Origin of the sequence: Streptomyces sp. NPDC048504 (genome assembly GCF_043200035.1) — a bacterium.
In the GTDB taxonomy this organism is placed as follows: Bacteria; Actinomycetota; Actinomycetes; order Streptomycetales; family Streptomycetaceae; genus Streptomyces.
In genome coordinates this window covers 1-22,375 of record NZ_JBICXA010000014.1, presented here as the reverse complement: position 1 = coordinate 22,375, position 22,375 = coordinate 1, and the positions used below count along the sequence as shown (strand labels likewise).

Annotated in this window: 22 protein-coding genes and 2 pseudogenes; 15 read left to right on the top strand and 9 right to left on the bottom strand. The window is 68.5% G+C overall.

Annotated elements, in window-relative coordinates:
• Positions 1-28 precede the first annotated feature (28 nt).
• The 5 genes from ACGFY9_RS30880 to ACGFY9_RS30860 all read right to left on the bottom strand — a co-directional run bounded on the left by ACGFY9_RS30880 (position 29) and on the right by ACGFY9_RS30860 (position 4,359).
• A complete protein-coding gene (locus ACGFY9_RS30880) occupies positions 29-808 on the bottom strand; it encodes a succinate dehydrogenase iron-sulfur subunit (protein WP_043677140.1) in 780 nt (259 codons plus the stop codon).
• Positions 808-2,562, bottom strand: coding sequence for a succinate dehydrogenase flavoprotein subunit (sdhA, locus tag ACGFY9_RS30875; RefSeq protein ID WP_393036195.1), 1,755 nt, complete (start codon positions 2,560-2,562; stop codon positions 808-810). The genes ACGFY9_RS30880 and sdhA overlap by 1 nt, the downstream gene beginning before the upstream one ends.
• Positions 2,563-2,592: 30 nt before the next feature.
• Entirely contained in the window at positions 2,593-3,075 is a 483-nt protein-coding gene (locus ACGFY9_RS30870) for a succinate dehydrogenase hydrophobic membrane anchor subunit (RefSeq protein WP_026150201.1), read from the bottom strand.
• 5 nt (positions 3,076-3,080) lie between these two features.
• Positions 3,081-3,461 (bottom strand): succinate dehydrogenase, cytochrome b556 subunit, encoded by a 381-nt coding sequence (gene sdhC, locus ACGFY9_RS30865; RefSeq protein ID WP_366489326.1) that lies wholly within the window; start codon positions 3,459-3,461, stop codon positions 3,081-3,083.
• Positions 3,462-3,723: 262 nt separating this feature from the next.
• Positions 3,724-4,359, bottom strand: coding sequence for a 2-oxo-4-hydroxy-4-carboxy-5-ureidoimidazoline decarboxylase (locus tag ACGFY9_RS30860; RefSeq protein WP_393759573.1), 636 nt, complete (start codon positions 4,357-4,359; stop codon positions 3,724-3,726).
• A 96-nt stretch (positions 4,360-4,455) separates the two neighbouring features.
• On the opposite strand from ACGFY9_RS30860, the gene ACGFY9_RS30855 reads away from it, so the two are divergent.
• The 5 genes from ACGFY9_RS30855 to ACGFY9_RS30835 all read left to right on the top strand — a co-directional run bounded on the left by ACGFY9_RS30855 (position 4,456) and on the right by ACGFY9_RS30835 (position 9,801).
• Positions 4,456-6,135, top strand: coding sequence for a glycoside hydrolase family 20 protein (locus tag ACGFY9_RS30855; RefSeq protein WP_393759571.1), 1,680 nt, complete (start codon positions 4,456-4,458; stop codon positions 6,133-6,135).
• A 131-nt stretch (positions 6,136-6,266) separates the two neighbouring features.
• On the top strand, positions 6,267-6,926 hold the full coding sequence (locus ACGFY9_RS30850; RefSeq protein ID WP_393759569.1) for a DUF4328 domain-containing protein: 660 nt from the start codon (positions 6,267-6,269) through the stop codon (positions 6,924-6,926).
• Positions 6,927-7,071: 145 nt separating this feature from the next.
• Positions 7,072-7,659 carry a hypothetical protein gene (locus ACGFY9_RS30845; protein ID WP_393759567.1) on the top strand — a complete coding sequence of 196 codons (588 nt, stop codon included), beginning with the start codon at positions 7,072-7,074 and terminating at the stop codon, positions 7,657-7,659.
• A 124-nt stretch (positions 7,660-7,783) separates the two neighbouring features.
• The gene (locus tag ACGFY9_RS30840) at positions 7,784-8,185 is read left to right on the top strand and encodes a hypothetical protein (RefSeq protein ID WP_393759565.1); all 402 of its coding nucleotides are present in this window, start codon (positions 7,784-7,786) and stop codon (positions 8,183-8,185) included.
• Positions 8,186-8,325: 140 nt separating this feature from the next.
• Positions 8,326-9,801 carry an MFS transporter gene (locus ACGFY9_RS30835; RefSeq protein ID WP_393759563.1) on the top strand — a complete coding sequence of 492 codons (1,476 nt, stop codon included), beginning with the start codon at positions 8,326-8,328 and terminating at the stop codon, positions 9,799-9,801.
• Between the two features lie 37 nt (positions 9,802-9,838).
• On the opposite strand, the gene ACGFY9_RS30830 is transcribed toward ACGFY9_RS30835, so the two are convergent.
• Positions 9,839-11,029, bottom strand: coding sequence for a Gfo/Idh/MocA family protein (locus ACGFY9_RS30830; protein ID WP_393759561.1), 1,191 nt, complete (start codon positions 11,027-11,029; stop codon positions 9,839-9,841).
• Between the two features lie 218 nt (positions 11,030-11,247).
• On the opposite strand from ACGFY9_RS30830, the gene ACGFY9_RS30825 reads away from it, so the two are divergent.
• Together ACGFY9_RS30825 and ACGFY9_RS30820 are read left to right on the top strand one after the other, a co-directional pair.
• Positions 11,248-11,859, top strand: coding sequence for an RNA polymerase sigma factor (locus ACGFY9_RS30825; protein ID WP_393759559.1), 612 nt, complete (start codon positions 11,248-11,250; stop codon positions 11,857-11,859).
• Positions 11,852-12,043 carry a hypothetical protein gene (locus ACGFY9_RS30820; RefSeq protein ID WP_393759557.1) on the top strand — a complete coding sequence of 64 codons (192 nt, stop codon included), beginning with the start codon at positions 11,852-11,854 and terminating at the stop codon, positions 12,041-12,043. Before ACGFY9_RS30825 ends, ACGFY9_RS30820 begins: the two co-directional genes overlap by 8 nt.
• Positions 12,044-12,106: 63 nt before the next feature.
• On the opposite strand, the pseudogene ACGFY9_RS30815 reads toward ACGFY9_RS30820, so the two are convergent.
• Positions 12,107-12,244, bottom strand: a pseudogene (locus ACGFY9_RS30815) (RICIN domain-containing protein); the annotation flags it as partial.
• 2 nt (positions 12,245-12,246) lie between these two features.
• On the opposite strand from ACGFY9_RS30815, the pseudogene ACGFY9_RS30810 reads away from it, so the two are divergent.
• The 3 genes and pseudogenes from ACGFY9_RS30810 to ACGFY9_RS30800 form a co-directional block, all read left to right on the top strand.
• A pseudogene (locus ACGFY9_RS30810) lies at positions 12,247-12,615 on the top strand (expansin EXLX1 family cellulose-binding protein); the annotation flags it as partial.
• A gap of 328 nt (positions 12,616-12,943) precedes the next feature.
• Entirely contained in the window at positions 12,944-13,606 is a 663-nt protein-coding gene (locus ACGFY9_RS30805; protein WP_393759555.1) for an RNA polymerase sigma factor, read from the top strand.
• Positions 13,606-14,775 (top strand): hypothetical protein, encoded by a 1,170-nt coding sequence (locus ACGFY9_RS30800; protein ID WP_393759553.1) that lies wholly within the window; start codon positions 13,606-13,608, stop codon positions 14,773-14,775. The genes ACGFY9_RS30805 and ACGFY9_RS30800 overlap by 1 nt, the downstream gene beginning before the upstream one ends.
• 208 nt (positions 14,776-14,983) lie before the next feature.
• Here the strand turns inward: ACGFY9_RS30800 and ACGFY9_RS30795 are convergent, their stop codons facing one another.
• Positions 14,984-15,844, bottom strand: a complete 861-nt coding sequence (locus ACGFY9_RS30795) for a L,D-transpeptidase family protein (protein WP_393759551.1) — start codon at positions 15,842-15,844, stop codon at positions 14,984-14,986.
• Positions 15,845-15,944: 100 nt separating this feature from the next.
• Here ACGFY9_RS30795 and ACGFY9_RS30790 point away from each other — a divergent pair, with 100 nt between their 5' ends.
• From ACGFY9_RS30790 to ACGFY9_RS30770, 5 genes are all read left to right on the top strand, one after another.
• Positions 15,945-17,525: a methylmalonyl-CoA mutase gene (locus ACGFY9_RS30790; RefSeq protein ID WP_393759549.1), complete on the top strand. Its 1,581-nt coding sequence runs from the start codon at positions 15,945-15,947 to the stop codon at positions 17,523-17,525.
• A gap of 60 nt (positions 17,526-17,585) precedes the next feature.
• Positions 17,586-18,233 carry a leucine efflux protein LeuE gene (gene leuE, locus ACGFY9_RS30785; protein ID WP_393759547.1) on the top strand — a complete coding sequence of 216 codons (648 nt, stop codon included), beginning with the start codon at positions 17,586-17,588 and terminating at the stop codon, positions 18,231-18,233.
• A gap of 405 nt (positions 18,234-18,638) precedes the next feature.
• The gene (locus ACGFY9_RS30780) at positions 18,639-18,845 is read left to right on the top strand and encodes a hypothetical protein (protein WP_393759545.1); all 207 of its coding nucleotides are present in this window, start codon (positions 18,639-18,641) and stop codon (positions 18,843-18,845) included.
• A complete protein-coding gene (locus ACGFY9_RS30775; protein WP_393759543.1) occupies positions 18,829-19,350 on the top strand; it encodes a DUF6879 family protein in 522 nt (173 codons plus the stop codon). Before ACGFY9_RS30780 ends, ACGFY9_RS30775 begins: the two co-directional genes overlap by 17 nt.
• Entirely contained in the window at positions 19,340-20,173 is an 834-nt protein-coding gene (locus ACGFY9_RS30770; RefSeq protein ID WP_393759541.1) for a helix-turn-helix domain-containing protein, read from the top strand. Before ACGFY9_RS30775 ends, ACGFY9_RS30770 begins: the two co-directional genes overlap by 11 nt.
• 887 nt (positions 20,174-21,060) lie before the next feature.
• On the opposite strand, the gene ACGFY9_RS30765 is transcribed toward ACGFY9_RS30770, so the two are convergent.
• Entirely contained in the window at positions 21,061-22,284 is a 1,224-nt protein-coding gene (locus ACGFY9_RS30765) for a phage major capsid protein (RefSeq protein WP_393759539.1), read from the bottom strand.
• Positions 22,285-22,375: the final 91 nt, after the last annotated feature.

The following is a 22,375-nucleotide window of genomic DNA, read 5'->3' as shown; positions in this document are numbered from 1 at the left end:
GGCCCTCGCACACGTACGGCCAAGAACCTCAGAAGCGCCGCGTGATCAGCGCCCGCTTCACTTCCTGGATCGCCTTCGTGACCTCGATGCCGCGCGGGCACGCGTCCGTGCAGTTGAAGGTCGTGCGGCAACGCCACACGCCGTCACGGTCGTTGAGGATCTCCAGGCGCTGCTCGCCCGCCTCGTCACGCGAGTCGAAGATGAAGCGGTGGGCGTTGACGATGGCGGCCGGGCCGAAGTACTGGCCGTCGTTCCAGAAGACCGGGCACGAGGACGTGCACGCGGCGCACAGGATGCACTTCGTGGTGTCGTCGAAGCGCTCGCGGTCCTCGGCCGACTGGAGGCGTTCCCGGGTCGGCTCGTTCGTGTCCTTCGTGATGAGGAAGGGCATGACGTCTCGGTACGCCTGGAAGAACGGGTCCATGTCGACGACCAGGTCCTTCAGGACCGTCAGACCCTTGATCGGCTCGACCGTGATCGGCTTCTCGGGGTTGAGGTCCTTGATCAGGGTCTTGCAGGCGAGACGGTTCTTGCCGTTGATCCGCATCGCGTCCGAACCGCAGATGCCGTGCGCGCACGAGCGGCGGAAGGTCAGCGTGCCGTCGATGTCCCACTTGATCTTGTGGAGACCGTCGAGGACGCGCTCCTTGGGGTCGATCTCCAGCTGGAAGTCTTCCCAGACCGCCTCCGCCGAGACCTCGGAGTTGAAGCGGCGGACCCGGAAGGTGACCGTGATGTAGGGGGAGTCGGCGAAGCCGGGCTCGGGCTGGCCGGCCGCTTCCGCCTTGTCCAGAACAGGGGTAGCCATCAGTACTTACGCTCCATCGGCTGGTAGCGGGTCTGGACGACCGGCTTGTAGTCGAGACGGATGGACTCGGTGCCGTCGTCGCCGACCTCGCGGTACGCCATGGTGTGGCGCATGAAGTTGACGTCGTCGCGGTTCGGGTAGTCCTCGCGGTAGTGACCGCCGCGGGACTCCTTGCGGGCGAGCGCCGAGACCGCCATGACCTCGGCGAGGTCGAGCAGGTTGCCCAGCTCGATGGCCTCAAGGAGGTCGGTGTTGAACCGGCGGCCCTTGTCCTGGATCGAGACGTTGCGGTAGCGCTCGCGCAGCTCCGCGATCTTCTCGACAGCCGTCTTGATGGTCTGCTCGGTGCGGAACACCATGACGTTCGCGTCCATGGTCTCCTGCAGCTCGCGGCGGATGACCGCCACGCGCTCGGTGCCCGTGGAGTTGCGCAGGTGCTCGACCTGGTCGATGACCTGCTGCGCCGGGTCCTCGGGCAGCTCGACGTACGACGCCTTCTGGCTGTACTCCGCCGCCGCGATGCCCGCCCGGCGCCCGAACACGTTGATGTCCAGGAGGGAGTTGGTGCCGAGGCGGTTCGCGCCGTGCACGGAGACGCAGGCGACCTCGCCGGCCGCGTACAGGCCCGGGACGACGGTGGTGTTGTCGGTGAGGACCTCACCCTCGACGTTCGTCGGGATGCCGCCCATCGCGTAGTGCGCGGTGGGCTGGATCGGGATCGGGTCCGTGTACGGCTCGATACCGAGGTAGGTGCGCGCGAACTCCGTGATGTCGGGCAGCTTGGCGTCCAGCTGCTCCGGCGGGAGGTGCGTCAGGTCCAGGTACACGTGGTCGCCCTCGGGACCGCAGCCGCGGCCCTCCCGGATCTCCGTGTAGATGGAGCGCGAGACGACGTCACGGGACGCCAGGTCCTTCATGACCGGCGCGTACTTCTCCATGAAGCGCTCGCCGTCCTTGTTGCGGAGGATGCCGCCCTCACCGCGGGCGCCCTCCGTCAGCAGGATGCCCATGCGCCAGATGCCGGTCGGGTGGAACTGGAAGAACTCCATGTCCTCCAGCGGCAGCCCGCGCCGGTACACGGCGGCCTGGCCGTCGCCGGTCAGGGTGTGCGCGTTCGACGTCACCTTGAAGAACTTGCCGCAGCCGCCGGACGCGTAGATCACGGCCTTCGCCTGGAAGACGTGGATCTCGCCGGTCGCCAGCTCGTACGCGACGACGCCCACCGACGTCTTCACGCCGTCGACGTCGGCGATCAGCTGGTCGAGGACGTAGAACTCGTTGAAGAACTCCACGCCCTCCTTCACGCAGTTCTGGTACAGCGTCTGGAGGATCATGTGGCCGGTGCGGTCGGCCGCGTAGCAGGACCGGCGGACCGGGGCCTCGCCGTGGTTACGGCTGTGACCGCCGAAGCGGCGCTGGTCGATCGTGCCGTTCGGCGTGCGGTTGAACGGCAGGCCCATCTTCTCCAGGTCGAGGACGGAGTCGATGGCCTCCTTCGCCAGGATCTCGGCGGCGTCCTGGTCGACCAGGTAGTCGCCGCCCTTGATCGTGTCGAAGGTGTGCCACTCCCAGTTGTCCTCCTCCACGTTGGCGAGCGCGGCGGCCATACCGCCCTGCGCCGCGCCCGTGTGGGAGCGGGTGGGGTAGAGCTTCGTCAGGACCGCGGTGCGGCTGCGCTTCGTCGACTCGATCGCGGCGCGCATACCGGCGCCGCCGGCGCCGACGATGACGGTGTCGTATTTGTGGATCTTCATCAGAATTCCTCAGTCCCTCAGCCCGGTGGCCTAGCGGATGTTCGGGTCGAAGGTGAAGATCACCAGCGTGCCCAGCAGGATGGTGAACACCGTGGCGGTGTAGAGCAGGCCCTTGAGCCACAGCCGGGTGTTCGCGCGCTCCGCGTAGTCGTTGATGACCGTGCGCAGGCCGTTGGCGCCGTGCAGCATCGCCAGCCAGAGCATCAGCAGGTCCCAGACCTGCCAGAACGGCGAGGCCCAGCGGCCCGCCACGAAGGCGAAGCCGATCTTGGAGACACCGCCGTCCAGCACGAGCTGGATCAGCAGGTGGCCGAGGACCAGGACGACCAGCACGACACCGGACAGGCGCATGAAGAGCCAGCCGTACATCTCGAAGTTGCCCCGGGTCGACTTCGGGGTCTTCTTGGTGCGCTTGCGGGGGGCCTCGATGAGGGGCGCGGGGTTGTCCACGGTGTAGACGGACGCGCTCTCCACGGGGCCGATGCCCGACGCTGCGGTTTCAGTCGTAGACATCTGTGTCAGCTCCCGAAGAGAACACGAGCGGCGTGGCCGAGCACGGGGTAGATCGCCCCGATCATCAGCACCAGCCACAGGCCGACGACGGACCAGAGCATCTGCTTCTGGTAGCGCGGGCCCTTCGACCAGAAGTCGACGGCGATGACGCGCAGGCCGTTGAGGGCGTGGAACAGGATGGCGGCGACGAGGCCGTACTCCAGCAGACCCACGATCGGCGTCTTGTAGGTGGCTACGACCTTGTCGTAGTCCTCGGGGGAGACACGCACGAGAGCGGTGTCCAGCACGTGTACGAACAGGAAGAAGAAGATGAGGACGCCGGTGACTCGATGAGCCACCCAGGACCACATTCCTTCCCGGCCGCGGTACAGCGTTCCAGCCGGCACGGAAGAACCCTCCGGGAGCGGGGATTTAGGGCCGCGCCGGCTTCTCTGTCGGTCGGGCCCGGCCGGGTACGGTCCACCGGCCCTCAGCATCGTATCCAGGCGCTGACGCGGGTCTTACGGCGGGCCTGCTGGTGTGATCAAAATGGCACCCAAAGGTGCACGTACGGGCTAGTTTCGGGCGGCTAGTGGGGTGGGGGATTGTGTTGAATGCCGGGTGCGGGTCGGTTGTGGCTGGTCGCGCCCCGCGGCGGAGCCGCAAATGTCACAGCCCCGCGCCCCTAAAAGCGTCCAGCAAGCGTCCTCTTGCAAGGCGCCGGAGTTCCTCTGCCACCACTACCCGTTCCTCCTCCGGGTCGTTCGTCAATCGTGACCGGATGCCTGCCAGTACGTGGTCCATGACCTCGTCCGGGGCAATGCCGTCCACGCAGATGACGAACACGTGGCCGAAGCGGGCCTCGTACGCCGCGTGGGCCGCGTCCAGGGCCATGTGGGCGGCCTCGTAGGTGTCGTCCGGCAGGACCGGCAGCGACTCGCCGGCCAATGCCTCCGCCAGATCCCCCGCCGTCAGGTCGTACGACGCCTCGTCGGATGCGGCGAGTAGGGAGTCGAGGTCGGGGTAGGGGCGGTGGTCGGTGAGGCGGTGGGACCAGTGGAGGCTGTGGAGGCAGGTGAGGAGGGTGCGGCGGGCGTTCTCGGGGGACGCGGCGTTGAACCCCGCGAGCGCATTCGGGGACGGCGAGGTGCGGGACTGCTCGGGCAGCGCCGGTATGGCCACGCGGCCGGGGAGGTGGGGGAGGCGGTGCGCAGGCAGGGTGGATCCTCGCGTCACGGACGGTGCGGCAGGGGATGCGGTGCTGAAGAGTGAGAAGTGCGTCACCACGTTATCGGGAGTGGTCATGAGGTGTCCGACAGATGCCCGAATTTCACCCGGACGGGAGAGTTTCGGAACGCGTGGTGGACACCCGCGATCCACCCGGGGCCGTAGGTTGGCGCCGTGAGCCAGCACAGGCGCCGCTCGTCGGCGAAGCAGGTGAAGCAGACCAAGCAGAGGCGCGGGCTGATCGCCGCCGCCGCTGCCACCGCGGTGGTCGCGGGCGGGGTGGGCCTCGGGCTGTGGGCCGCGTCCGGGGACGAGGGGGGTTCCGGGGGTGCGGCGGTCGGGTCCGCCGACGAGACCTCCGCCGCCTCGCGCGGCGCGGCCTCCCGTTCCGCGTCCCCGACGCCGAGTCCGAGTCCGACCCGGTCGTATCCCTTGTCGCGGACGCCCCGCACCATTCCCGCCGTGCGGTCCCACACCCCCGCGCGCGGTCCCGGCTGGCGGCCCGCCAAGGGGAACCGGGTCGTCGTCGAGGACGCCGATCTCGTCGACGAGGGGCGGCTGATCGCCAGGGAGCTGGGGCTGACGTACGGCGGCGAGTCGAGCGACGTGCGCGCCGGGGACGTACGGCTGGCGCTGAACGACGACGAGGGCGCGAACCCGGAGTCGTACGCGATGACCGTGCGCGGCGGGCGGGTCAACATCAGCGGGCCCTCGGACGCCGGGGTGTTCTACGGCACCCGGACGCTCAAGCAGGAAGTGCACGGGGGCGGTACGGCGCCGGAGGGCGTCGTGCACGACCAACCGGCCAAGCCGCGGCGCGGGTTCATGCTGGACATCGCGCGCAAGCCGTTCACCGCGGCCTGGATCGAGGACCGGGTGCGGGAGTTGGGCGACCTCAAGTTCAACGAACTGGGGCTGCACTTCTCCGACGACCAGGGCTTTCGGATCGAGTCCACCAGCCACCCGGAAGTCGTGTCGAAGGATCACCTCACCAAGGCGCAGGTCAAGCAGATCGTCGATCTCGCGGCCAGCCGGCACATCACCGTCGTGCCCGAGATCGACTCGCCGGGGCACCTCGGTGCGGTGCTCGCCGCCCATCCGGATCTTCAGCTGCGGAACGTGTCGGGTGTCGCCACGCGCGGTGCGATCGACATCTCCAAGGACGCGTCCGCCGCGGTCGTCGACGAACTCCTCGACGAGTACGCCGGGTTGTTCCCCGGTGACCAGTGGCACCTCGGCGGCGACGAGTACCAGGCGCTGACCGTCGCCAACCCCCAGGCGTCGTTCCCTCAGTTGGCGGCCGAGGCCACGAAGGCCTACGGCTCCGGCGGCACCGTCGCCGACCTCACCACCGGCTGGCTCAACGACCGCGCCGACACCGTCCGCAACCACGACCGCACGATGCGGGTGTGGAACGACGGCTTCCTCAAGGGGACTTCGGTGGCGGCGGCCAAGGACCTCCAAGTCGCGTACTGGACGGGCAAGGAGATCGGCGCCCGGCAGCCCGTCGCGTATCTGAGCGCGGGGCGCAAGGTCCTCAACTACAACGACGAGTACCTGTACTACGTCCTCGGCGAGCCGCAGACCTTCGTCTATCCGACGGGACGGCGGATCTACGAACAGTGGACCCCGCGCGTGCTGCGCGGCACTACGGCGGTCCCGGCGAAGTACGACGGCCAGATCCTCGGCGGGTCGTTCGCGGTCTGGTGCGACCTCGCCAACTCGCAGACGCAGAACCAGGTCGCGGCGGGTATTCGTATGCCGCTGCGGGCCACGGTCCAGAAGCTGTGGGACCCGGGGACGCCCGCGTTGACCTGGACGCAGTTCAAGTCCCTTGCGGACAAGGTGGGTTGAGCGGGGCGGTTGGCGCGGCTGGGCAGCCGCTGGACTTCCGGGATCGGCGGATCGTATGTTCCCCCTCCTGTTCACACTCGGGGGGTTGCCGCATCGTGTCCGTTCCCGCGCCTGGTCCCATACCCGGGCCCGTGCCCTGTCTGCGTTCGCCGATCGGCCTTGGCCGGGCCGCCGCCGCGCTGCTCGGGCTTCTCATCGCCGTCAATCTGTTCGCCGTCTACGCCGATCTTGCCCTGTACGACGTGACAGGCGACCTAATGAACGGCTCGGTCGGCGGTGCCGTGTTCCGGCGTGCGGACTCCGTGCAGTCGCTCCACGCGGTGGCCGGCCACGTCCGGGCGGTTTCGAGCGTGGTGTGCGCCGTCGTGTACCTGTGCTGGTTCGTGCGGGTGCGGGGCAATGCCGGGGTGTTCGATCCGGCCGAGCAGAGTATGCAGCCCTGGTGGGCTGTCGGCGGGTGGTTCGTGCCGTTCCTGAACTTCTGGTATCCGCGCCGGATTGCCCTCGAAGTCTGGGACGCCAGCAGCCCCGCGGGCACGCGTAGGTCGCACGCGCTGGTCAACATCTGGTGGACGCTGTGGACCCTCTCGCTCCTCGTCGGCTGGCTGGGTGGCCTGGACTTCGGGAAATCCGCCACGGCCGACGAGATCCACACGGCCACCTTCCTGGCGATGTTCGTCGACGTCGCCCGCATCGCGGCCGGCGTGCCCGCGATCCTCGTCGTCCTGCGCCTGACCCGCATGCAGCACGAGAAGGCGCTGGCGAGGGCGGGCGTTCCGGCCGGGGCCTGAGGGATCCTGTTCCGTTGGCCGAAAACCTGTTCTTCCGTTTTCCCTGCCTGCTCGGGGGTGTCCCGTGTGACACTCCCGGGGTGGAGCACGCAGTCAGGGGAAACGCGGGCTCCATAGGGGAGGGGCCCCGCCGAGGGAGGTCTGGATGAGTCTGGTGGAACTGATCGCGCAGGCCGACGAACGCGCGCTGGCTGCCAGTGGACTGGCTTGTTTGGATCGGTGCGTGCCGCTGCTGGGCGGTGACGACGAGGTGCTGCGCCCGCTGTGGACCAGCCTCGCGGAGGGCGCCGCGGGGGAGGCGTGGGGCGAGTCCCTGGAGCAGGCCCGCGCCAAGCTCCCGGCCCTCTTCGAGGAACCCGGTGAGGATCGCGCCGTTCAACTCGCCCGGCAGATGCTCGCGACCGCACCGGCCGAACCGGTGGGCACTCCGGTACGGGAGTGGGCCGACGCCTGCTCGGTCGCCTCGCTGCGGATCCACCGGCTCCTGGAGGTCATGGCCCCCGCCGGCGACGCGGACGGCGCCGATGACATCGACTCCCGCCGTGAAGGTCGTACGGACGGAATGTCACCCCTGGTCGCCGCCGAACTGCGGCGCCAGATCAGCGTCCTTGAGCTGCTCGCCGGAACCGGGACCGGAACCGGCGGCGGACTGCGCCAGGTGCTCGCGGTGTCGACGGAGGGGCGCCGGGTGCTCCGCGCGGTCGTCTCGCGCCGGGCGCGCGGCCGGAGTTGAGAACGGGAGCGCATCGGGACCTTGTGACCGTCGTGCGGCGGAGGTGGGTCGGTCCTGCGCCGGTCCGCGGAAATGTCCGGATCGGGATGCCGGAACACCGTCCCACCATGCTTTTCCTGGTGCGATGACACACGTGATGACAGCGCGGGAGCACCGGCCCTCCGCCGCCACCCGGCCCGTGCGGTGGGCGGCGGACGCGGTGGCGACGATGCGCGAGGGGGCCCGGGTCCGTCTCGACTACTCGGCGCAGAGCCTGTGGCGGGTCGACCGGATGATCGAGGAGATACGGCGGGACGGGGCGCCGTTCGCCGCCGTCGAGAGCGAGTTGCGCGGGTTCGGGGCGTACGCCGGTGAGGTGATCGCGCGGCAGACCGGCGGGGAGTGGTGGGCGACCGGGGGTGAGCACTGGCTGCGTACTCCGGAGGGGCGGCTGTGGGACCCCATCGACGAGGCGCGGCGGTGTTTCGGCGGACACGGGTCGCTGCGCCTGCTGTGCCGGGACGCGGTGAACGGCGTGCGCCGGTAGGGGAGTTCGGCCTCCCCCTCCCGCACTCGGCACGCGGCGGGTCGCGGTCGGCAAAATCGGCGTAATAAGAGACGGTAGCGTTCCCAAGGGGCCGGGTGCGGGAGGACGATGAGGACGTTCGCCGGACCCGGGGAGGATCCATGGCCGAGAACCGTCGTTGGTGGGCGCTGGTCGTCATCGCGCTCGCGCAGTTGATGGTCGTCCTCGACATGACCATCGTCAACATCGCACTGCCGTCCGCCCAGACCGACCTCGGCATGTCGGACGGCAACCGGCAGTGGGTCATCACCGCCTACACGCTCGCCTTCGGCGGGCTGTTGCTGCTCGGCGGCCGGATCGCCGACCTCGCCGGGCGCAAGAACACCTTCATGATCGGGCTGATCGGCTTCGCCGCCGCCTCCGCGCTCGGCGGTGCCGCCGCCAACCAGGGCATGCTGTTCGGCGCCCGAGCACTGCAAGGTGTCTTCGCCGCCCTGCTGGCCCCCTCCGCGCTGTCGCTGCTCACGACGACGTTCACCGACCCGAAGGACCGCAGCAAGGCCTTCGGTGTGTTCGGCGCAATTGTCGGCGCGGGCGCGGCCGTCGGGCTGCTGGCCGGCGGGTTTCTCACCCAGTACCTGGACTGGCGCTGGTGTCTGTACGTCAACGTGCCCATCGCGCTGGTCGCGTTCGCCGGTGCCTGGGTCCTGCTCAGCGACAGCTCCCGGCACCCGGACGCCCACCTCGACATACCCGGCGCGCTCCTCGGCTCCCTCGGCATGCTGACGCTGGTGTACGGCTTCTCCGAGGCGGAGTCGCGGAGTTGGGGCGACGGGCTGGTCCTGACCCTGCTCGCCGCCGGGGTCGTCCTGCTCGGCGCCTTCGGGTTCTGGCAGACCCGGGCGAAGGTTCCGCTGCTGCCGATGTCGGTGGTGAAGGACCGTCAGCGGGTCGGCGCGTTCCTGACCATCCTGTTCGTCACCATCGGCATGTTCGGCGTGTTCCTCTTCCTCACCTACTACATGCAGCGCGTCCTCGGATACTCGCCGGTCAAGACGGGCGTCGCCTATCTCCCCATCACCGTCGGCATGATCACCGGCTCGACCCAGGTCGCGGCCCGGCTGCTGCACCGGGTCCCGCCGCGCACCCTGATGGTCCCCGGTCTCCTGATCGCGGCGGGCGCGCTCGCGCTGATCGCGCAGGTCGGGGTGGAGCCCGCGTACGCCACGTACATCCTGCCCGGCATGCTGATGCTCGGCCTCGGCATGGGGACGGCGATGATGACCTCGGTCTCCCTGGCCACCGGAGGCGTCGCACCCCGCGACTCCGGCGCGGCCTCCGCCACCTTCAACACGGCCCAGCAGGTGGGCGGTTCGATCGGTACGGCCCTCCTCAACACGATCGCCGCCACGGTCACCACCCGCTACGCCACCGCCCACGCGGGCCCCGGCGTGAACAAGCGGCTGCTGGAGGCGAAGGCCGCCGTGCACGGCTTCAACGTCGCCACCTGGTGGGCGATGGCCTCGATTCTGCTCGCCGCCCTCATCGCGGGCGTCCTGGTGAACGCTGACCGGGTGCCCACACCGGGCGCGGTGGCGAAGGAGACCCCGCAGCAGCCGGTGGAGACCTCCATCTAGACCTACGGCCTCCATGGTTTCGCAGTCCCAACCAGCCCTACGACTCCTGCACTTGACCCCGCTCGAAGTAGGCGACGAGTTCCGGATCGAGGGGCGGCACCTCGCGCGGGGTGCCGCCGTCCCGCAGTGACTCGGTGGCCCCGGACCCCGCGGCCACCGCCATGCGCGCGGCGACGGGCGAGGTGTCGGTGCGCGCGCCGTGCCGTACGAACCGCAGGAACTCGTCGATCAACAGCGGGTCGGCGCCGCCGTGTTCGCCGTCCTGCTCGGTGTCCGGGACCCGGTACTCGGCGTCGGCGTGCTCCCGGTGTCCCGAGCGGCGGCTGTTCCAGACCTTCACCACCGCGCCGGGCCCGTCGCCGAAGTTCTCCAGCCGGCCCGCGTCGCCGATGACGGTGTAGTTGCGCCAGTAGTCCGGGGTGAAGTGGCACTGCTGGTAGGCGGCCAACACCCCGTTGTCCAGGCGCATGTTGACCAGCGACACGTCCTCGACGTCGATGACCGGGTTGAGCGCCCGCTGGGTGTGCGGCGGCCAGTGTCCGTCCTTGGTGTACCAGTCGGCGGTCTTCGGCTCGCCGGGTGCGCGCCGGTGCGGGAGGCCGCCGTAGACCAACAGGTCGCCGAACGCCTGCACTTGGCGGGTGTAGCCGCCGGCCAGCCAGTGGATCACGTCGAGATCGTGGGCCGCCTTCTGGAGCAACAGGCCTGTGCTGTAGCGGCGTTCGGCGTGCCAGTCCTTGAAGTACCAGTCGCCGCCGTAGCCGACGAAGTGCCGTACCCACACCGTCTTCACGGTGCCGATCGCGCCGGCCTCGACGAGGTCGCGCATCAGGCGGATCACCGGCATGTGGCGCATGTTGTGGCCGACGTAGAGGCGGGTGCCGGTCTCGTGGGCCGTACGCAGGACGTGGTCGCAGCGTTCGACGGTGATGTCGAGCGGCTTCTCGACGAGGACGGGCCTGCCCGCGCGCAGCGCCTCGCAGGCGAGGTCGGCGTGGGTGTGGTCGGGGGTGAGGACGAGGACCGCGTCGACGTGGGGGGACAGGACAACTTCCCGGTGGTCGGCGGTTGTTGACGCACCCGGGAAGTCGCGGGCCGCCGTCTCCCGGGCCGCCGGGTCGGGGTCCGCGAGGGCGGTGACACGGGAGCCCGCGCCGGGGCGGTGGGCGACGCGGGCGAGGCTGCCGCGCAGGCCGTACCCGAGGACACCGATACGGAGGTCGGACATGGGTCTCCTTCGTTCGCGGGGACGCCACGGGCGGACGTACACCGGGGCCAGAGGGACCGTGCCCCGTCGGCGGGCCGGGGATGTGCCGGGCGGGCCGCGGGCTGTGACGTTTCTGTGAGGGGCGGCGCTGATGGCGATGGGGGGTGCGGGGGATCGCCGAGGGGGACCGCCGTGCCCGTACGGATTCTTCGCGCACTCGGTACGGACGAGGACAGTCCTTGGGCCAGACAGGCGAGCCCCGGCGCGGGCACGCGCACGACGGGGAACTGGGCGCGGCCGTCGCGCGGGCCCAGGAGGGCGACGACGGCGCTTTCGCGGTCGCGTACCGGATCGTGCAGCCCGGGCTGCTCGGATATCTGCGCGGGCTCGTCGGCGACGACGCCGAGGACGTGGCGTCCGACGCGTGGCTGGAGATCGCCCGCGACCTGGGCCGGTTCCGCGGCGACGGGGCGGGCTTCCGCGGCTGGACGGCGACCATCGCCCGGCACCGGGCGCTCGACCATCTGCGCAGACAGCGGGTACGTCCGAGACCAGCGACGCTCGAACAGGACGTACTCGAACTGCCGGGCCCGCACAGCACCCACGACCAGGCGCTGGAGTCCCTCTCCACGGAGTACGCGCTCGGCCTGGTGCGGGGGCTGCCGCAGGACCAGGCCGAGGCCGTGCTGCTCCGGGTGGTCGTGGGGCTGGACGGGCCCGGCGCCGCGCGGGTGTTGGGCAAGCGGCCGGGGGCGGTGCGTACGGCCGCCTATCGGGGGCTGAAGCGGCTGGCGCGCGAACTGGGCGTGACGGACGGCGTGACGGAAAGGGATGGAGACGGACATGGCTGAACGCGACACGGGCCTGCCCGGCCTCCCAGGCCTGCTGGGCGCGGCTCTCCGCGAGGGTGATGCGGACGGCGAGGCCGAGCGGCGGGCGGTGGCGGCGTTCCGGGCGGCGCGGGACGCGGGGGTCCAGGCGGCGCCGACGCGGAGGCAGGACGACTGGCGGCCGAGGGGCAGTGGGGCCCTGTAAGGATGTCGCGCTTGCGTCACCCGTGCCCAACCTCCGGGTGACGCACGTCGGTCCACTCGCCCGTCAGCCGACCGGCCTGAACGTCCACATCAGGTTGGTGCTCCGCGTCCACGTCCACTGCTTGGTCCCGGACCCTGCGGGGACCATGCCGCCGCCGTCGAGGACCAGTCCCGTGCCGCGGTTGGCGATCGAGTACAGGCCGGCTCAGCGAACAGGCCTTCGCCGAACTGGCCCCCGTCTCGACCGGCCGGCTCGCGATCACCTGGAGCCTGCTGAGCCCCGACACGTCGGGCACGATCTCGATCCGCTACAAGACCGGGTCAAGCCCCTACTGGTGCGGCATTCAGGCGATCGGCCACCGCAACCCGCTCGCCCGGCTGGAGGTCCGCAGCGGCGGCAGTTGGCGCCGGCTGGCGCGAACCGGCTACAACTACTTCCTCTCCCCGGACGGCAGCGCGTGCGGCGGCGCCATCAGGCTCACCGACATCTACGGACAACAACTCACCGTCGACGGGATCGCGGTGCGGCCCGAAGTCGTGCAGCCCACACGGGTCCAGTTCGCCCGGCACTGACCCGACCGCCCGGTCGGAGTCGAAGCCGTTGCGGGCGAGGGGAGCGTTCACGTTGGACGTCGGCACCCGGTGGTCGCCCAGGTCGGAGCCGTGGACCGCGGAGACGGCCGGGGCCGCCACCCCCCACAGGAGAGGCCCCGGCCGTCGCGCTGTACGGGCCGCGCGGCGGCCCGTACTTTCTACAGCGCCGGGAGTGCGTTTTCTGTCACACCGCGGGCCCGAACCACGTAGTTGCATCTTGTACGGACATGGACGAGGAACAGTTTCAGGTCGTAACGTGCCTTTCGCGCCGGAGTGAGGACGCGACCAACACCATTCGAGGGACCACGTGCTGGGGGACGACGCGGAGCTGACCACCGCGGTGCTTGCGGCACAGGACGGGGACGAGACCGCGTTCCGGACTGTGTACCGCACGGTGCACCCGCGGTTGCTCGGATACGTACGGACGCTGGTAGGCGATCCGGACGCCGAGGACGTCGCGTCCGAGGCCTGGCTGCAGATCGCCCGTGACCTGGACCGGTTCAGCGGGGACGCGGACCGGTTCCGCGGATGGGCGGCCCGGATCGCCCGCAACCGCGCCCTTGACCACATACGGATGCGCGGCCGCCGCCCCGCGACAGTCGCCGACGAGACCGAACTCACCGGCCGCGCCGCCGAGTCCGACACCGCCGGTGAGGCCATCGAGGCCCTGGCCACCGACAACACCCTCTCCCTCATCGCCCAGCTGCCGCAGGACCAGGCCGAGGCCGTCGTCCTGCGGGTGGTCATGGGCCTCGACGCCAAGACCGCCGCGGAGACCCTCGGCAAGCGGCCCGGCGCCGTCCGCACGGCCGCGCACCGCGGGCTGAAACGGCTGGCGGAACTGCTCGGCGGCGACCCGGAATCGGCCGCGGCCCTCGACGCCCTGCCGCCCCAGCGAGACCCGCGCGACCGCGCGGTGACGTCCGCCACTGTGACGCATACGCGTGCGCGGACGCAGAAGGACATGTGATGGCCGACGAGCGCTCTGCTTTTCCGGGGGACACCCCTCGGACCCCCGGCCGATGGCTGGACCGTGAGACCGCCGAGCTGCTGCTGCGCGGCGAGTCCCTGGACGCCGTCGGCCCGGCCGCCCGCGCCCAGGCCGAGCGGCTCGCCAGGACCCTCGGCGCGCTGTCCGTGGAACCCTCGCAGACCAAGGTCGAACTCCCGGGCGAGGAAGCCGCGTTGGCCGCCTTCCGGGCCGCGCGCAACGGCAACGATGTCGAGCGGGCCGCCCTCGCCCGGCGCGGCCGCGGGCCGTCCTCCGACGCCGGTCTCGTCCGGCTCGGGCGGCCGGTCGTCGCGACCGTCCCGGGGCCACGCTGGGGAAGACCCGTACGGGTCGGCCTGACCGCGGCGCTCGCCGTCGGCATGCTCGGCGGGGTCGCGGCCGCCGTCGGCACGGGAGCCCTTCCGACCCCGTTCTACGACGACCCGACGCCCGCCTCCTCCATCTCCGCCGCCGTGACATCGCCCGACCACACCCTCGTCTCGCCCTCGCCGAGCGGCACCGGCGGCCCGGGCACGCCCACGGCGGGCGGCGGCTCCGACGACTCCTCCGGCGAGGCGGCCGGCAGCGGCACGAACCCCACGCCCTCCGCCGGTACCGGTGACGACAAGTCCTTCGGCTCGGGCGGCTGGTGGAAAGGTGTCACCTCGTCCTGCCGTGCCGTGCGCGACGGCAAGCCCCTGGCCCCCGGCCGCAAGCGCACCTTGGAGGACGCGGCGGGCGGCACGTCCCACGTGTGGACGTACTGCAAGGGTCTCCTCCAGCACACCGGCACCGGCACCGGATCCGGCACGGACGACAAGAACGCCGACGGCAAGGGCGGCAGCGGCGGCAGCGGCAGCGGCGACGGGCAGAACGCCGGCGGTCAGGGCGGCGACCAGAACGGTTCGGACGGGCAGGCCGGCGGCCAGGGCGGCGGCGGGAACCTGGCCCCGATCGCCCCGGGCGGCGGCAGCGGCAGCAGTGGTGACGGCAACGGCGGCGGTTACCAGAACAACGGCGCCTCCACCTCCGGCCCCACGGTCTTCACCCCGCTCGCCCGGCACCAGCCGCCGTCCGCCCCGGCCCCGTCGCACACCACCGACACCCGGCAGACCCCGTCGCCGAGCCCGACGTACAGCGTGCTCTGAACCGATCGCGCGCCGCTGACCTGCGCTTTCGCGGTTCGTGGAAATTTCTTCGCGGCAGGTGTGACATTTTCGGCCGTCGTGGCGCAGTACTGAGTGAGCCGACTGGTCATCGGCCAACGCACAGAGCCGGGGTTCCCCCCGTACCTACGGCTCGTGCACACGGCGCGGGTGGGACACGTTCCCCCGGTCCCGCCCGCGCCTCATACACCTACTGGTAAACGACGACCTTGTCGCCGGTCCGCACCTGGGCGAAGAGACTCGCGATCGCCGCCTCGTCCCGTACGTTGACGCAGCCGTGCGAGCCGCCCGCGTAACCCCACATCGAGAAGTCGTACGAGTAGTGCACCGCCTGGCCGCCGCTGAAGAACATCGCGTACGGCATGGGGGAGTGGTAGAGCGTGGACACCCAGTTCCGGGCCTTCCAGTAGACCTGGAACACGCCGTCGCGGGTCGGGGTGTACTGCGCGCCGAACCGTACCGACATAGTCGACACCGTCCGCCCGTCGATCATCCAGCGCAGGGTCCGGCTCGTCTTGTCGATGCACAGGACCCGGCCGGTGAGACAGCGCGGGTCGGGCGCGCCGGCCGGCTGGCCGCCCATCAGGTACAGGTCCCATTTGCCCGGCTCGTGCGTCATCTTCAGCAGCCGTTGCCAGGTGACGCTGTCGGTCTCGCCGGTCTTCGGCAGCCCGCGCTTGCCCTGGAAACCCGCGACGGCCTGCTCGGTGAGGTCGTCGTAGGTCCCGGTCGGCCCGTCGAAGAGCCAGTCGACCTGCCGTAGCCGCGCCTGCAGTTCGCGCACGTCGCCGCCGCTGTCGCCGCGCGACCACAGGACGTTCGCGGCGCGGGCGGTGCTCGGGGAAGCGGAGGACTTCCCGTCACCGGTGCCGCCACCGCTACTGCTCTTGCTGCCGGGAAGCTTGATGTGGACGGGCAGATGGTGCCCGCCGTCCGCGTCGGTGCCCTGCACCGTGCAGCCGCACACCGCCACCAGTGCCGACAGGACCGCCGCGACGGCGATCACTCGCGCCCTGCCCGTAGTACGCCTCCCCATACCCGTAGTACGCATCGCGGACCCCCGTCGTCTCACCGGCCTCGTACCCCGGAGACGTACCCCCGGATGACGGGTCGCGAACGGCGGGGCATCGTGGGGAGCGGAGGTGCCCACCATGGTGCGAGAGTCGGAGTCGGGGCTGCCCGTCGAACCCGTCTACGGTCCCGAGGCCCTCGTCGGCTGGGACCCGGCCGAGGAGCTGGGCGAACCCGGGAAGTACCCCTTCACACGGGGCGTGTACCCGTCCATGTACACGGGACGGCCCTGGACGATGCGCCAGTACGCCGGTTTCGGCACGGCGGCCGAGTCCAACGCCCGCTACCGGCAGCTGATCGCCCACGGCACGACCGGTCTGTCCGTCGCCTTCGACCTGCCCACCCAGATGGGCCACGACTCCGACGCGGCCCTCGCGCACGGCGAGGTCGGCAAGGTGGGCGTGGCCGTCGACTCGGTCGACGACATGCGGGCCCTGTTCGACGGCATCCCCCTCGACCAGGTCTCCACCTCGATGACGATCAACGCCCCCGCCGCCCTCCTCCTGCTGATGTACCAGCTCGTCGGCGAGGAACAGGGCGTACCGGCAGGGCAGTTGACGGGCACCATCCAGAACGACGTACTCAAGGAGTACATCGCTCGCGGGACGTACATCTTCCCGCCGAAGCCCTCGCTGCGGCTGACCGCCGACATCTTCAAGTACTGCGGCGCCGAGATCCCGAAGTGGAACACCATCTCCATCTCCGGCTACCACATGGCGGAGGCCGGCGCCTCGCCCGCGCAGGAGATCGCCTTCACCCTCGCCGACGGCATCGAGTACGTCCGTACGGCGGTCGCGGCCGGCATGGACGTCGACGACTTCGCACCCCGGCTCTCCTTCTTCTTCGTGGCGCGTACGACGATCCTCGAAGAGGTCGCCAAGTTCCGTGCGGCCAGGCGCATGTGGGCCCGGGTGATGCGGGACGAGTTCGGCGCGCGGAACCCGAAGTCCCTGATGCTGCGCTTCCACACCCAGACCGCCGGGGTCCAGCTCACCGCCCAGCAGCCGGAGGTGAACCTCGTCCGGGTCGCCGTCCAGGGGCTGGCCGCGGTGCTCGGCGGCACCCAGTCGCTGCACACGAACTCCTTCGACGAGGCGATCGCGCTGCCGACGGACAAGAGCGCGCGCCTCGCGCTGCGCACCCAGCAGGTGCTGGCCCACGAGACGGACGTGACCGCGACCGTGGACCCCTTCGCGGGGTCCTACGCCGTCGAGACGATGACGGACGACGTCGAGCGGGCCGCGGTCCGACTGATGCGGCGGGTCGAGGAGTTGGGCGGAGCGGTCGGCGCCGTCGAACACGGCTTCCAGAAGGGCGAGATCGAGCGCAACGCCTACCGCATCGCCCAGGAGACCGACTCCGGCGACCGGGTCGTGGTCGGCGTCAACCGCTTCCGCCTGGACGCGGAGGAACCGTACGAGCCCCTCCGCGTCGACCCCGCCATCGAGGCCCGGCAGACCGAACGCCTCGCACGGCTCCGCGCCGAACGGGACCGGAAGGCGGTGGACTCGGCGCTCGCCGCGCTGCGGACGGCGGCGGAGGGCACGGACAACGTGCTGTACCCGATGAAGGAGGCGCTGCGGGCGCGGGCGACGGTGGGGGAGGTGTGCGACGCGCTGCGGGGGGTGTGGGGGACGTATGTGCCGACGGACGCCTTCTGAACCGTCCGCCCCCGTAAAACGCCTTCTGGGCGGCGCGCCCCGCGTGCGACACTCGTTCTCATGTTCGGTGTCATAGACCTTCCCACCTACCTGGCCGGCCTCGTCCTGATCGTCCTGCTGCCCGGGCCCAACTCGCTGTACGTCCTCTCGGTCGCCGCCCGGCGCGGCACCCGGGCCGGGTACACGGCCGCCGCCGGTGTCTGGTGCGGGGACACCGTGCTGATGACGCTCTCCGCGGCCGGGGTCGCCTCGCTGCTCCAGGCCAACGCCCTGCTGTTCGGGATCGTGAAGTACGCGGGGGCCGGCTATCTGACCTGGCTGGCGTTCGGGATGCTGCGGGCCGCGTGGGCGATGTGGCGCAGCCGCAAGGAGCGGGCGGCCATGGAACCGGCTCCCGCCGCGGAGGCGGCCGAGGAACGGCCGTACCGCCGTGCCTTCGTCGTGAGCCTGTTCAACCCGAAGGCGATCCTGTTCTTCGTCGCCTTCTTCGTGCAGTTCGTGTCGGAATCCAACCCGGTCGTGGGCTTCCTGACCTTGGGCGTACTCGCCCAGTTGGTAAGCGTGTTGTACCTGTCCGCGCTCATCTTCGGCGGGTCTCGTCTGGCTGCTGCGTTCCGTCGTCGGAGGACGCTCAGCGCAGGGGCCACCTCGGCCGCCGGGGTGCTCTTCCTGGGGTTCGCCGTCAAGCTGTCTCTGGCAAGCGTGTAGGGGCTGAAATGTCTCAACTTGAAGACGCTGCGGCCCTGTTCGCCCGCATGAGCCTCCAAGACCAGCATGAGGCACTGGGAGCCCTCGGCTTGCCCGAGAGGCTCCCCATGGAGTCCCAGGAGCCCTCCAAGGTCACCCCGTTCTCTGCCCTTGCCAGCACGCCCAGCAGGCGGAAGCGACAGCCACTCACCGTCAAGGCCGTGCGTAGCCCCGAGACGTCCTGAGGTTCTCAGGCCGCAGGATGTATGTACCCGTGCCTTTCCCGGACCGTGTGAGCCCCTGCGCGTCCACCTGCCCGTACCCGACAACGCGAATATTGGCGATGCCGCATAGACGACCCTGAGCGACCCCCGTACGGTCGTGTTCAAGGGCCCCAACTGGGGCCGGACACAAGGGGGTTTCGGCATGGTCCGCGAAGAACTGACCCGCCTTACCGGCAACGGCAACGGTGAGTGCAATCAGAACGACTGCCCCAACGTGTACCGAACCGCAAGCGGCTCCATCATCGTCCAGGGCGACCTGTCCGAGGCTTTCAAGCCTCCGCAGGGTGAGTCCCTGGTAGAGATCCCGGAATCGGTACTCAGGGAGGCTGTTCGTGCTCTTGGATGGTGAAGCGTGGCAAGCCAAGTTCCGGGACTTTCAAAGCGAGGCATGGCGACTTGAGACCCTGCCCGAGTACAGGGTCCCGCAAGAAGAGGAAGAGATCCGGGCTTTTCTAGCGGGCGACCGCATTGACCCCCACACGCACTCGAACTCCTACACCGAAGACCTCAAGAGAGTGCGCCGGGAAGGAAAGAGCAAGGGGCGCGTACACATCGTGACTCGCCCCCTGTCGGCATACCTCCGGTACGAGTTCATGTATTACCGGCCGCACGTATGGGCCGGAGAAGACATTCGAATCATGGACGTGACCGATCGGGAAAATTCTCTGGCGGGTGTCCAAGACTTCTGGATGTTCGACAAAAAGGAAGTCGTCCTCATGAACTATGAGGACGACGGCACGCAGATCGGCCGGGAAGTGTACGAGGGCGACGTGGCGCGGTACCTCGAATATCAGCGCATTGCACTGACCGCGTCGGTACCTTTTGAGGAGTACGTGAAGGGTCTTGACGTTTGAGCCAGAGGAGATGGGGCAGTCCAAGGCGGACCTAGCCGACACTCTCAAGATGCTCCGAAAGCGAGCCGGGATCACACAGACCCGGCTCGCTCGGCTATGCAACATGAGTCAAACAAAGATCAGCAATATCGAAGGAGGGAAACTAACTCCCACTCTAGTTGATGTTGAGCTAATTCTAAGAGCCCTGGACGCACCTCCGGAACTCGTTTCACGAGTCGCAGCCCTGGCGCGCAATGCAAACAGTGAATGGCAAGACGTTTGGAACCAGCGCCGAACCGGTCTAGAGAAGAAGCAGAACGAGCTAGCCGGGTTCGAGCAGTCGTCCACAGAATTCCGGTACTTCCTGCTGTCGATGATTACCGGGCTGCTGGCAACGCCCGAGTATGTGAGAGCGAGTCTCGCCCACATCCCTGGAGATCACAGCAAGGCGATTGCCAAGAAGCTAGAGCGACAGGCGGTTCTATACGATACGTCGAAACGCTTCACGTTCATTCTTACTGAGCAGGCCGTTAGGTGGCCATTCCTACCCTCGGCAGCCATGGCGATGCAGGTTGACCGACTGGCATCGATTTCCTTGCTGCCGAACGTTCACCTCGGGGTCATCCCGCTTGAAGGTCATATGTCGGTAGGGCCGTTGAACACCTTCACCGTATATGACACGCGGATCGTGACCGTCGAGACGCAGACGGGCGCAATGGTATTCAGGGACCACCGGGATGTATCGGCATACCTAGATGAGTTTGCCGTATATGAAGGCTTGGCGTTGTTCGGGGATCAATGCAGGGGACGTCTGTTCGAGTGGGCCGAAAGGTTCCGCTCGTGATTCCTACCCGCCAACGCAAATAAAGATCGTTCGACTGCATGCTTCGCGGCACCATTACATGACAGACGTGGAGCCGAGGGGCGATCGATGCTTGAGGACAAGTCGGAGGCTGAATCCAGTTCCGGGCCAGTAGCGAGGAGCATTCAAGGACTTGAACCTGTTGGTGCCGATGGGTGCATGACGTGCGCCGCACTCGGTCATTCCCGCGAAGTGGCCCGTGAAGCAGGTGTGCCGGACGCTGTGGCGAGTGCCAATCAGCAGATCAGCAACCATCCACACAGCGCCATAGGCCAAGGGAGAGAGCTTCCCGTGGCGACGGTGTGGGGAGTGCCCGTATGAGGCCACCTAGCTACCCGAGCGAAGCCGTCGACCTACCCCTAGACGATTGGCTGTACGAAGCCAAGCCGCGCGAAGGGTGCCACCAGTGCGCGGAGTCCCTTGCTGAATTGACAGCGGCCAAGAAGGCCGGTGACGCCTCCGCACGCTTCGAGGCGGCCCGCAAGATTCGACAATGCGCGCACGGCGGCTAGGTCATGGCGACAGCACCAGAAAAGCCGAGGGCTGGTCGGCGGGGCTACGACAACGGCCGCCCTTCCATTATCGAATGGCTGAACGGCGTATCCGCGATCTGTGGAGAGTGTTTCGGGAGCCGTGAAGTCTGGTGCCCTGCGTGCGGTGGATTCGGTGGATGTGGCATCTGCAACGGCCGGGAAAAAGTCCGGTGCACTCAGTGCGCGGGCGGGCGCCTCTCCGGTTATAGGTTTTGAAGGGGCCTTACCCAATTATTCCGACTCCCCGAATGACGACATAAGAGTACTGGATGGAAACGACGAAAATCCCCCGCACCCTGTAGGGTGCGGGGGATTGAATTCGCGGCCGGCCTGGCTTTAGACGGCCTTCACGATCTGCGCCGAAGCGGCCTCAGCCAGTGAAATTCCAGCAACTCGCATGGTGAGCTTGAAACCCACCTGATCGGAATCAAAGCGAGCGTCTTCGGAAACCTTCACCGAGGCATTGCGACGAATACCGACCATGACGCGCGAGCCATCGGCCACCACCACAGTCTTGGTGGGAAGGAAGGCGCTTGGAAGGATCGGTAGACCCCATGCAGTCGGCGCGGGGGCGTCCACCGGGGAGCCACCTTGATAGGTGCCGGAACCGGCGGCCTTCTCCTTCCTCAATGCAGCAGCCATATCCACGGAAGCCCACACGACCGAGGGAGTTCCGTTCATGGCCTCGATCCGGGCCACGGCGTCGGCCAGATCGTCATAGGTGACGGTCACCTTGCCCGCTCCGAGAGTCGTAGAGACACCCTGCGAAAGAATGCCCTTGATCGGATTGGTCCCCGAACCGGTGAATGCATCAGCATCGAACTTCAGAGAAGCATCGCGGAAAAGGTTGTTCGCAATGGCATTGCGCTGATCAACCGCACTGTCTTCGAGTATCTCGACACTGGCCCACTGGATGCGGCCAATCTTCTTCGCCTCAAACTTAACCTCACCCCAAACCATGTCACCCTCGGGAATGGGCTGCCCCTCTTCGACATAGTCCGTACCGGTCGAAGAGATAAGCTGAGGAACAGAGAAGGTAGCCGAATCGAATGGAACAATGTTCTCGGCAGGAATTCCGCGAAGGAAAGTCGACTTGGCCTTCAGTGCATCGACATACTTCGAAGCGGTCCCGGACGGCACCGTGTAACCGCCGCTACTCGGGATGCCCTCGGCAGTAAGCGCCCGATACTCGCCGAGCGACGGCATGAGAGAACGCCAGGACTCTTCATCCTCGGCTTGGCCGCGACGGCTGGACGGAGTAAGCAGGCCCATTGGAGCGCGAGCGATGAGAGCACGAACCTCGTCCTCGCGGTCACGACGTGCCCGCTCTTCGCGAGCGTCTTCGGCCCGCATTTCCATGTGCTCAAGCGTTTCGGCAACGACGGCACGAGTTTCAGGAGAGCTAGCCGCACCGGGGCTATTAACGGCTGCAAGTATCTCGGTCCGTGCCATGCGCTCTTCAACCGGAATCGAGTTGATGACAGCGGCAATCTCCTTGGCGTCGAGACCACGATTTTCGGCCTCGGCGTTCTCAAAAATCTTACGGAGTTCGACCTTCATTGAGCTTCTTCGAGTTGGCCACCGATCAGGTGATGGCCGGTGAAGCGCAACGAGCGAGGCCCCCGGGCTGTTGATCGAGATGTCTGACGTC

Excerpts from the sequence above, each read along its gene's own strand:
- ACGFY9_RS30880 (WP_043677140.1), bottom strand. The coding sequence starts at position 808 with ATGGCTACCCCTGTTCTGGACAAGGCGGAAGCGGCCGGCCAGCCCGAG.
- sdhA (WP_393036195.1), bottom strand. The coding sequence starts at position 2,562 with ATGAAGATCCACAAATACGACACCGTCATCGTCGGCGCCGGCGGCGCC.
- ACGFY9_RS30870 (WP_026150201.1), bottom strand. The coding sequence starts at position 3,075 with ATGTCTACGACTGAAACCGCAGCGTCGGGCATCGGCCCCGTGGAGAGC.
- ACGFY9_RS30860 (WP_393759573.1), bottom strand. The coding sequence starts at position 4,359 with ATGACCACTCCCGATAACGTGGTGACGCACTTCTCACTCTTCAGCACC.
- ACGFY9_RS30845 (WP_393759567.1), top strand. The coding sequence starts at position 7,072 with ATGAGTCTGGTGGAACTGATCGCGCAGGCCGACGAACGCGCGCTGGCT.
- ACGFY9_RS30840 (WP_393759565.1), top strand. The coding sequence starts at position 7,784 with ATGACACACGTGATGACAGCGCGGGAGCACCGGCCCTCCGCCGCCACC.
- ACGFY9_RS30835 (WP_393759563.1), top strand. The coding sequence starts at position 8,326 with ATGGCCGAGAACCGTCGTTGGTGGGCGCTGGTCGTCATCGCGCTCGCG.
- ACGFY9_RS30830 (WP_393759561.1), bottom strand. The coding sequence starts at position 11,029 with ATGTCCGACCTCCGTATCGGTGTCCTCGGGTACGGCCTGCGCGGCAGC.
- ACGFY9_RS30820 (WP_393759557.1), top strand. The coding sequence starts at position 11,852 with ATGGCTGAACGCGACACGGGCCTGCCCGGCCTCCCAGGCCTGCTGGGC.
- ACGFY9_RS30800 (WP_393759553.1), top strand. The coding sequence starts at position 13,606 with ATGGCCGACGAGCGCTCTGCTTTTCCGGGGGACACCCCTCGGACCCCC.
- ACGFY9_RS30795 (WP_393759551.1), bottom strand. The coding sequence starts at position 15,844 with ATGCGTACTACGGGTATGGGGAGGCGTACTACGGGCAGGGCGCGAGTG.
- ACGFY9_RS30790 (WP_393759549.1), top strand. The coding sequence starts at position 15,945 with ATGGTGCGAGAGTCGGAGTCGGGGCTGCCCGTCGAACCCGTCTACGGT.
- leuE (WP_393759547.1), top strand. The coding sequence starts at position 17,586 with ATGTTCGGTGTCATAGACCTTCCCACCTACCTGGCCGGCCTCGTCCTG.
- ACGFY9_RS30780 (WP_393759545.1), top strand. The coding sequence starts at position 18,639 with ATGGTCCGCGAAGAACTGACCCGCCTTACCGGCAACGGCAACGGTGAG.
- ACGFY9_RS30765 (WP_393759539.1), bottom strand. The coding sequence starts at position 22,284 with ATGAAGGTCGAACTCCGTAAGATTTTTGAGAACGCCGAGGCCGAAAAT.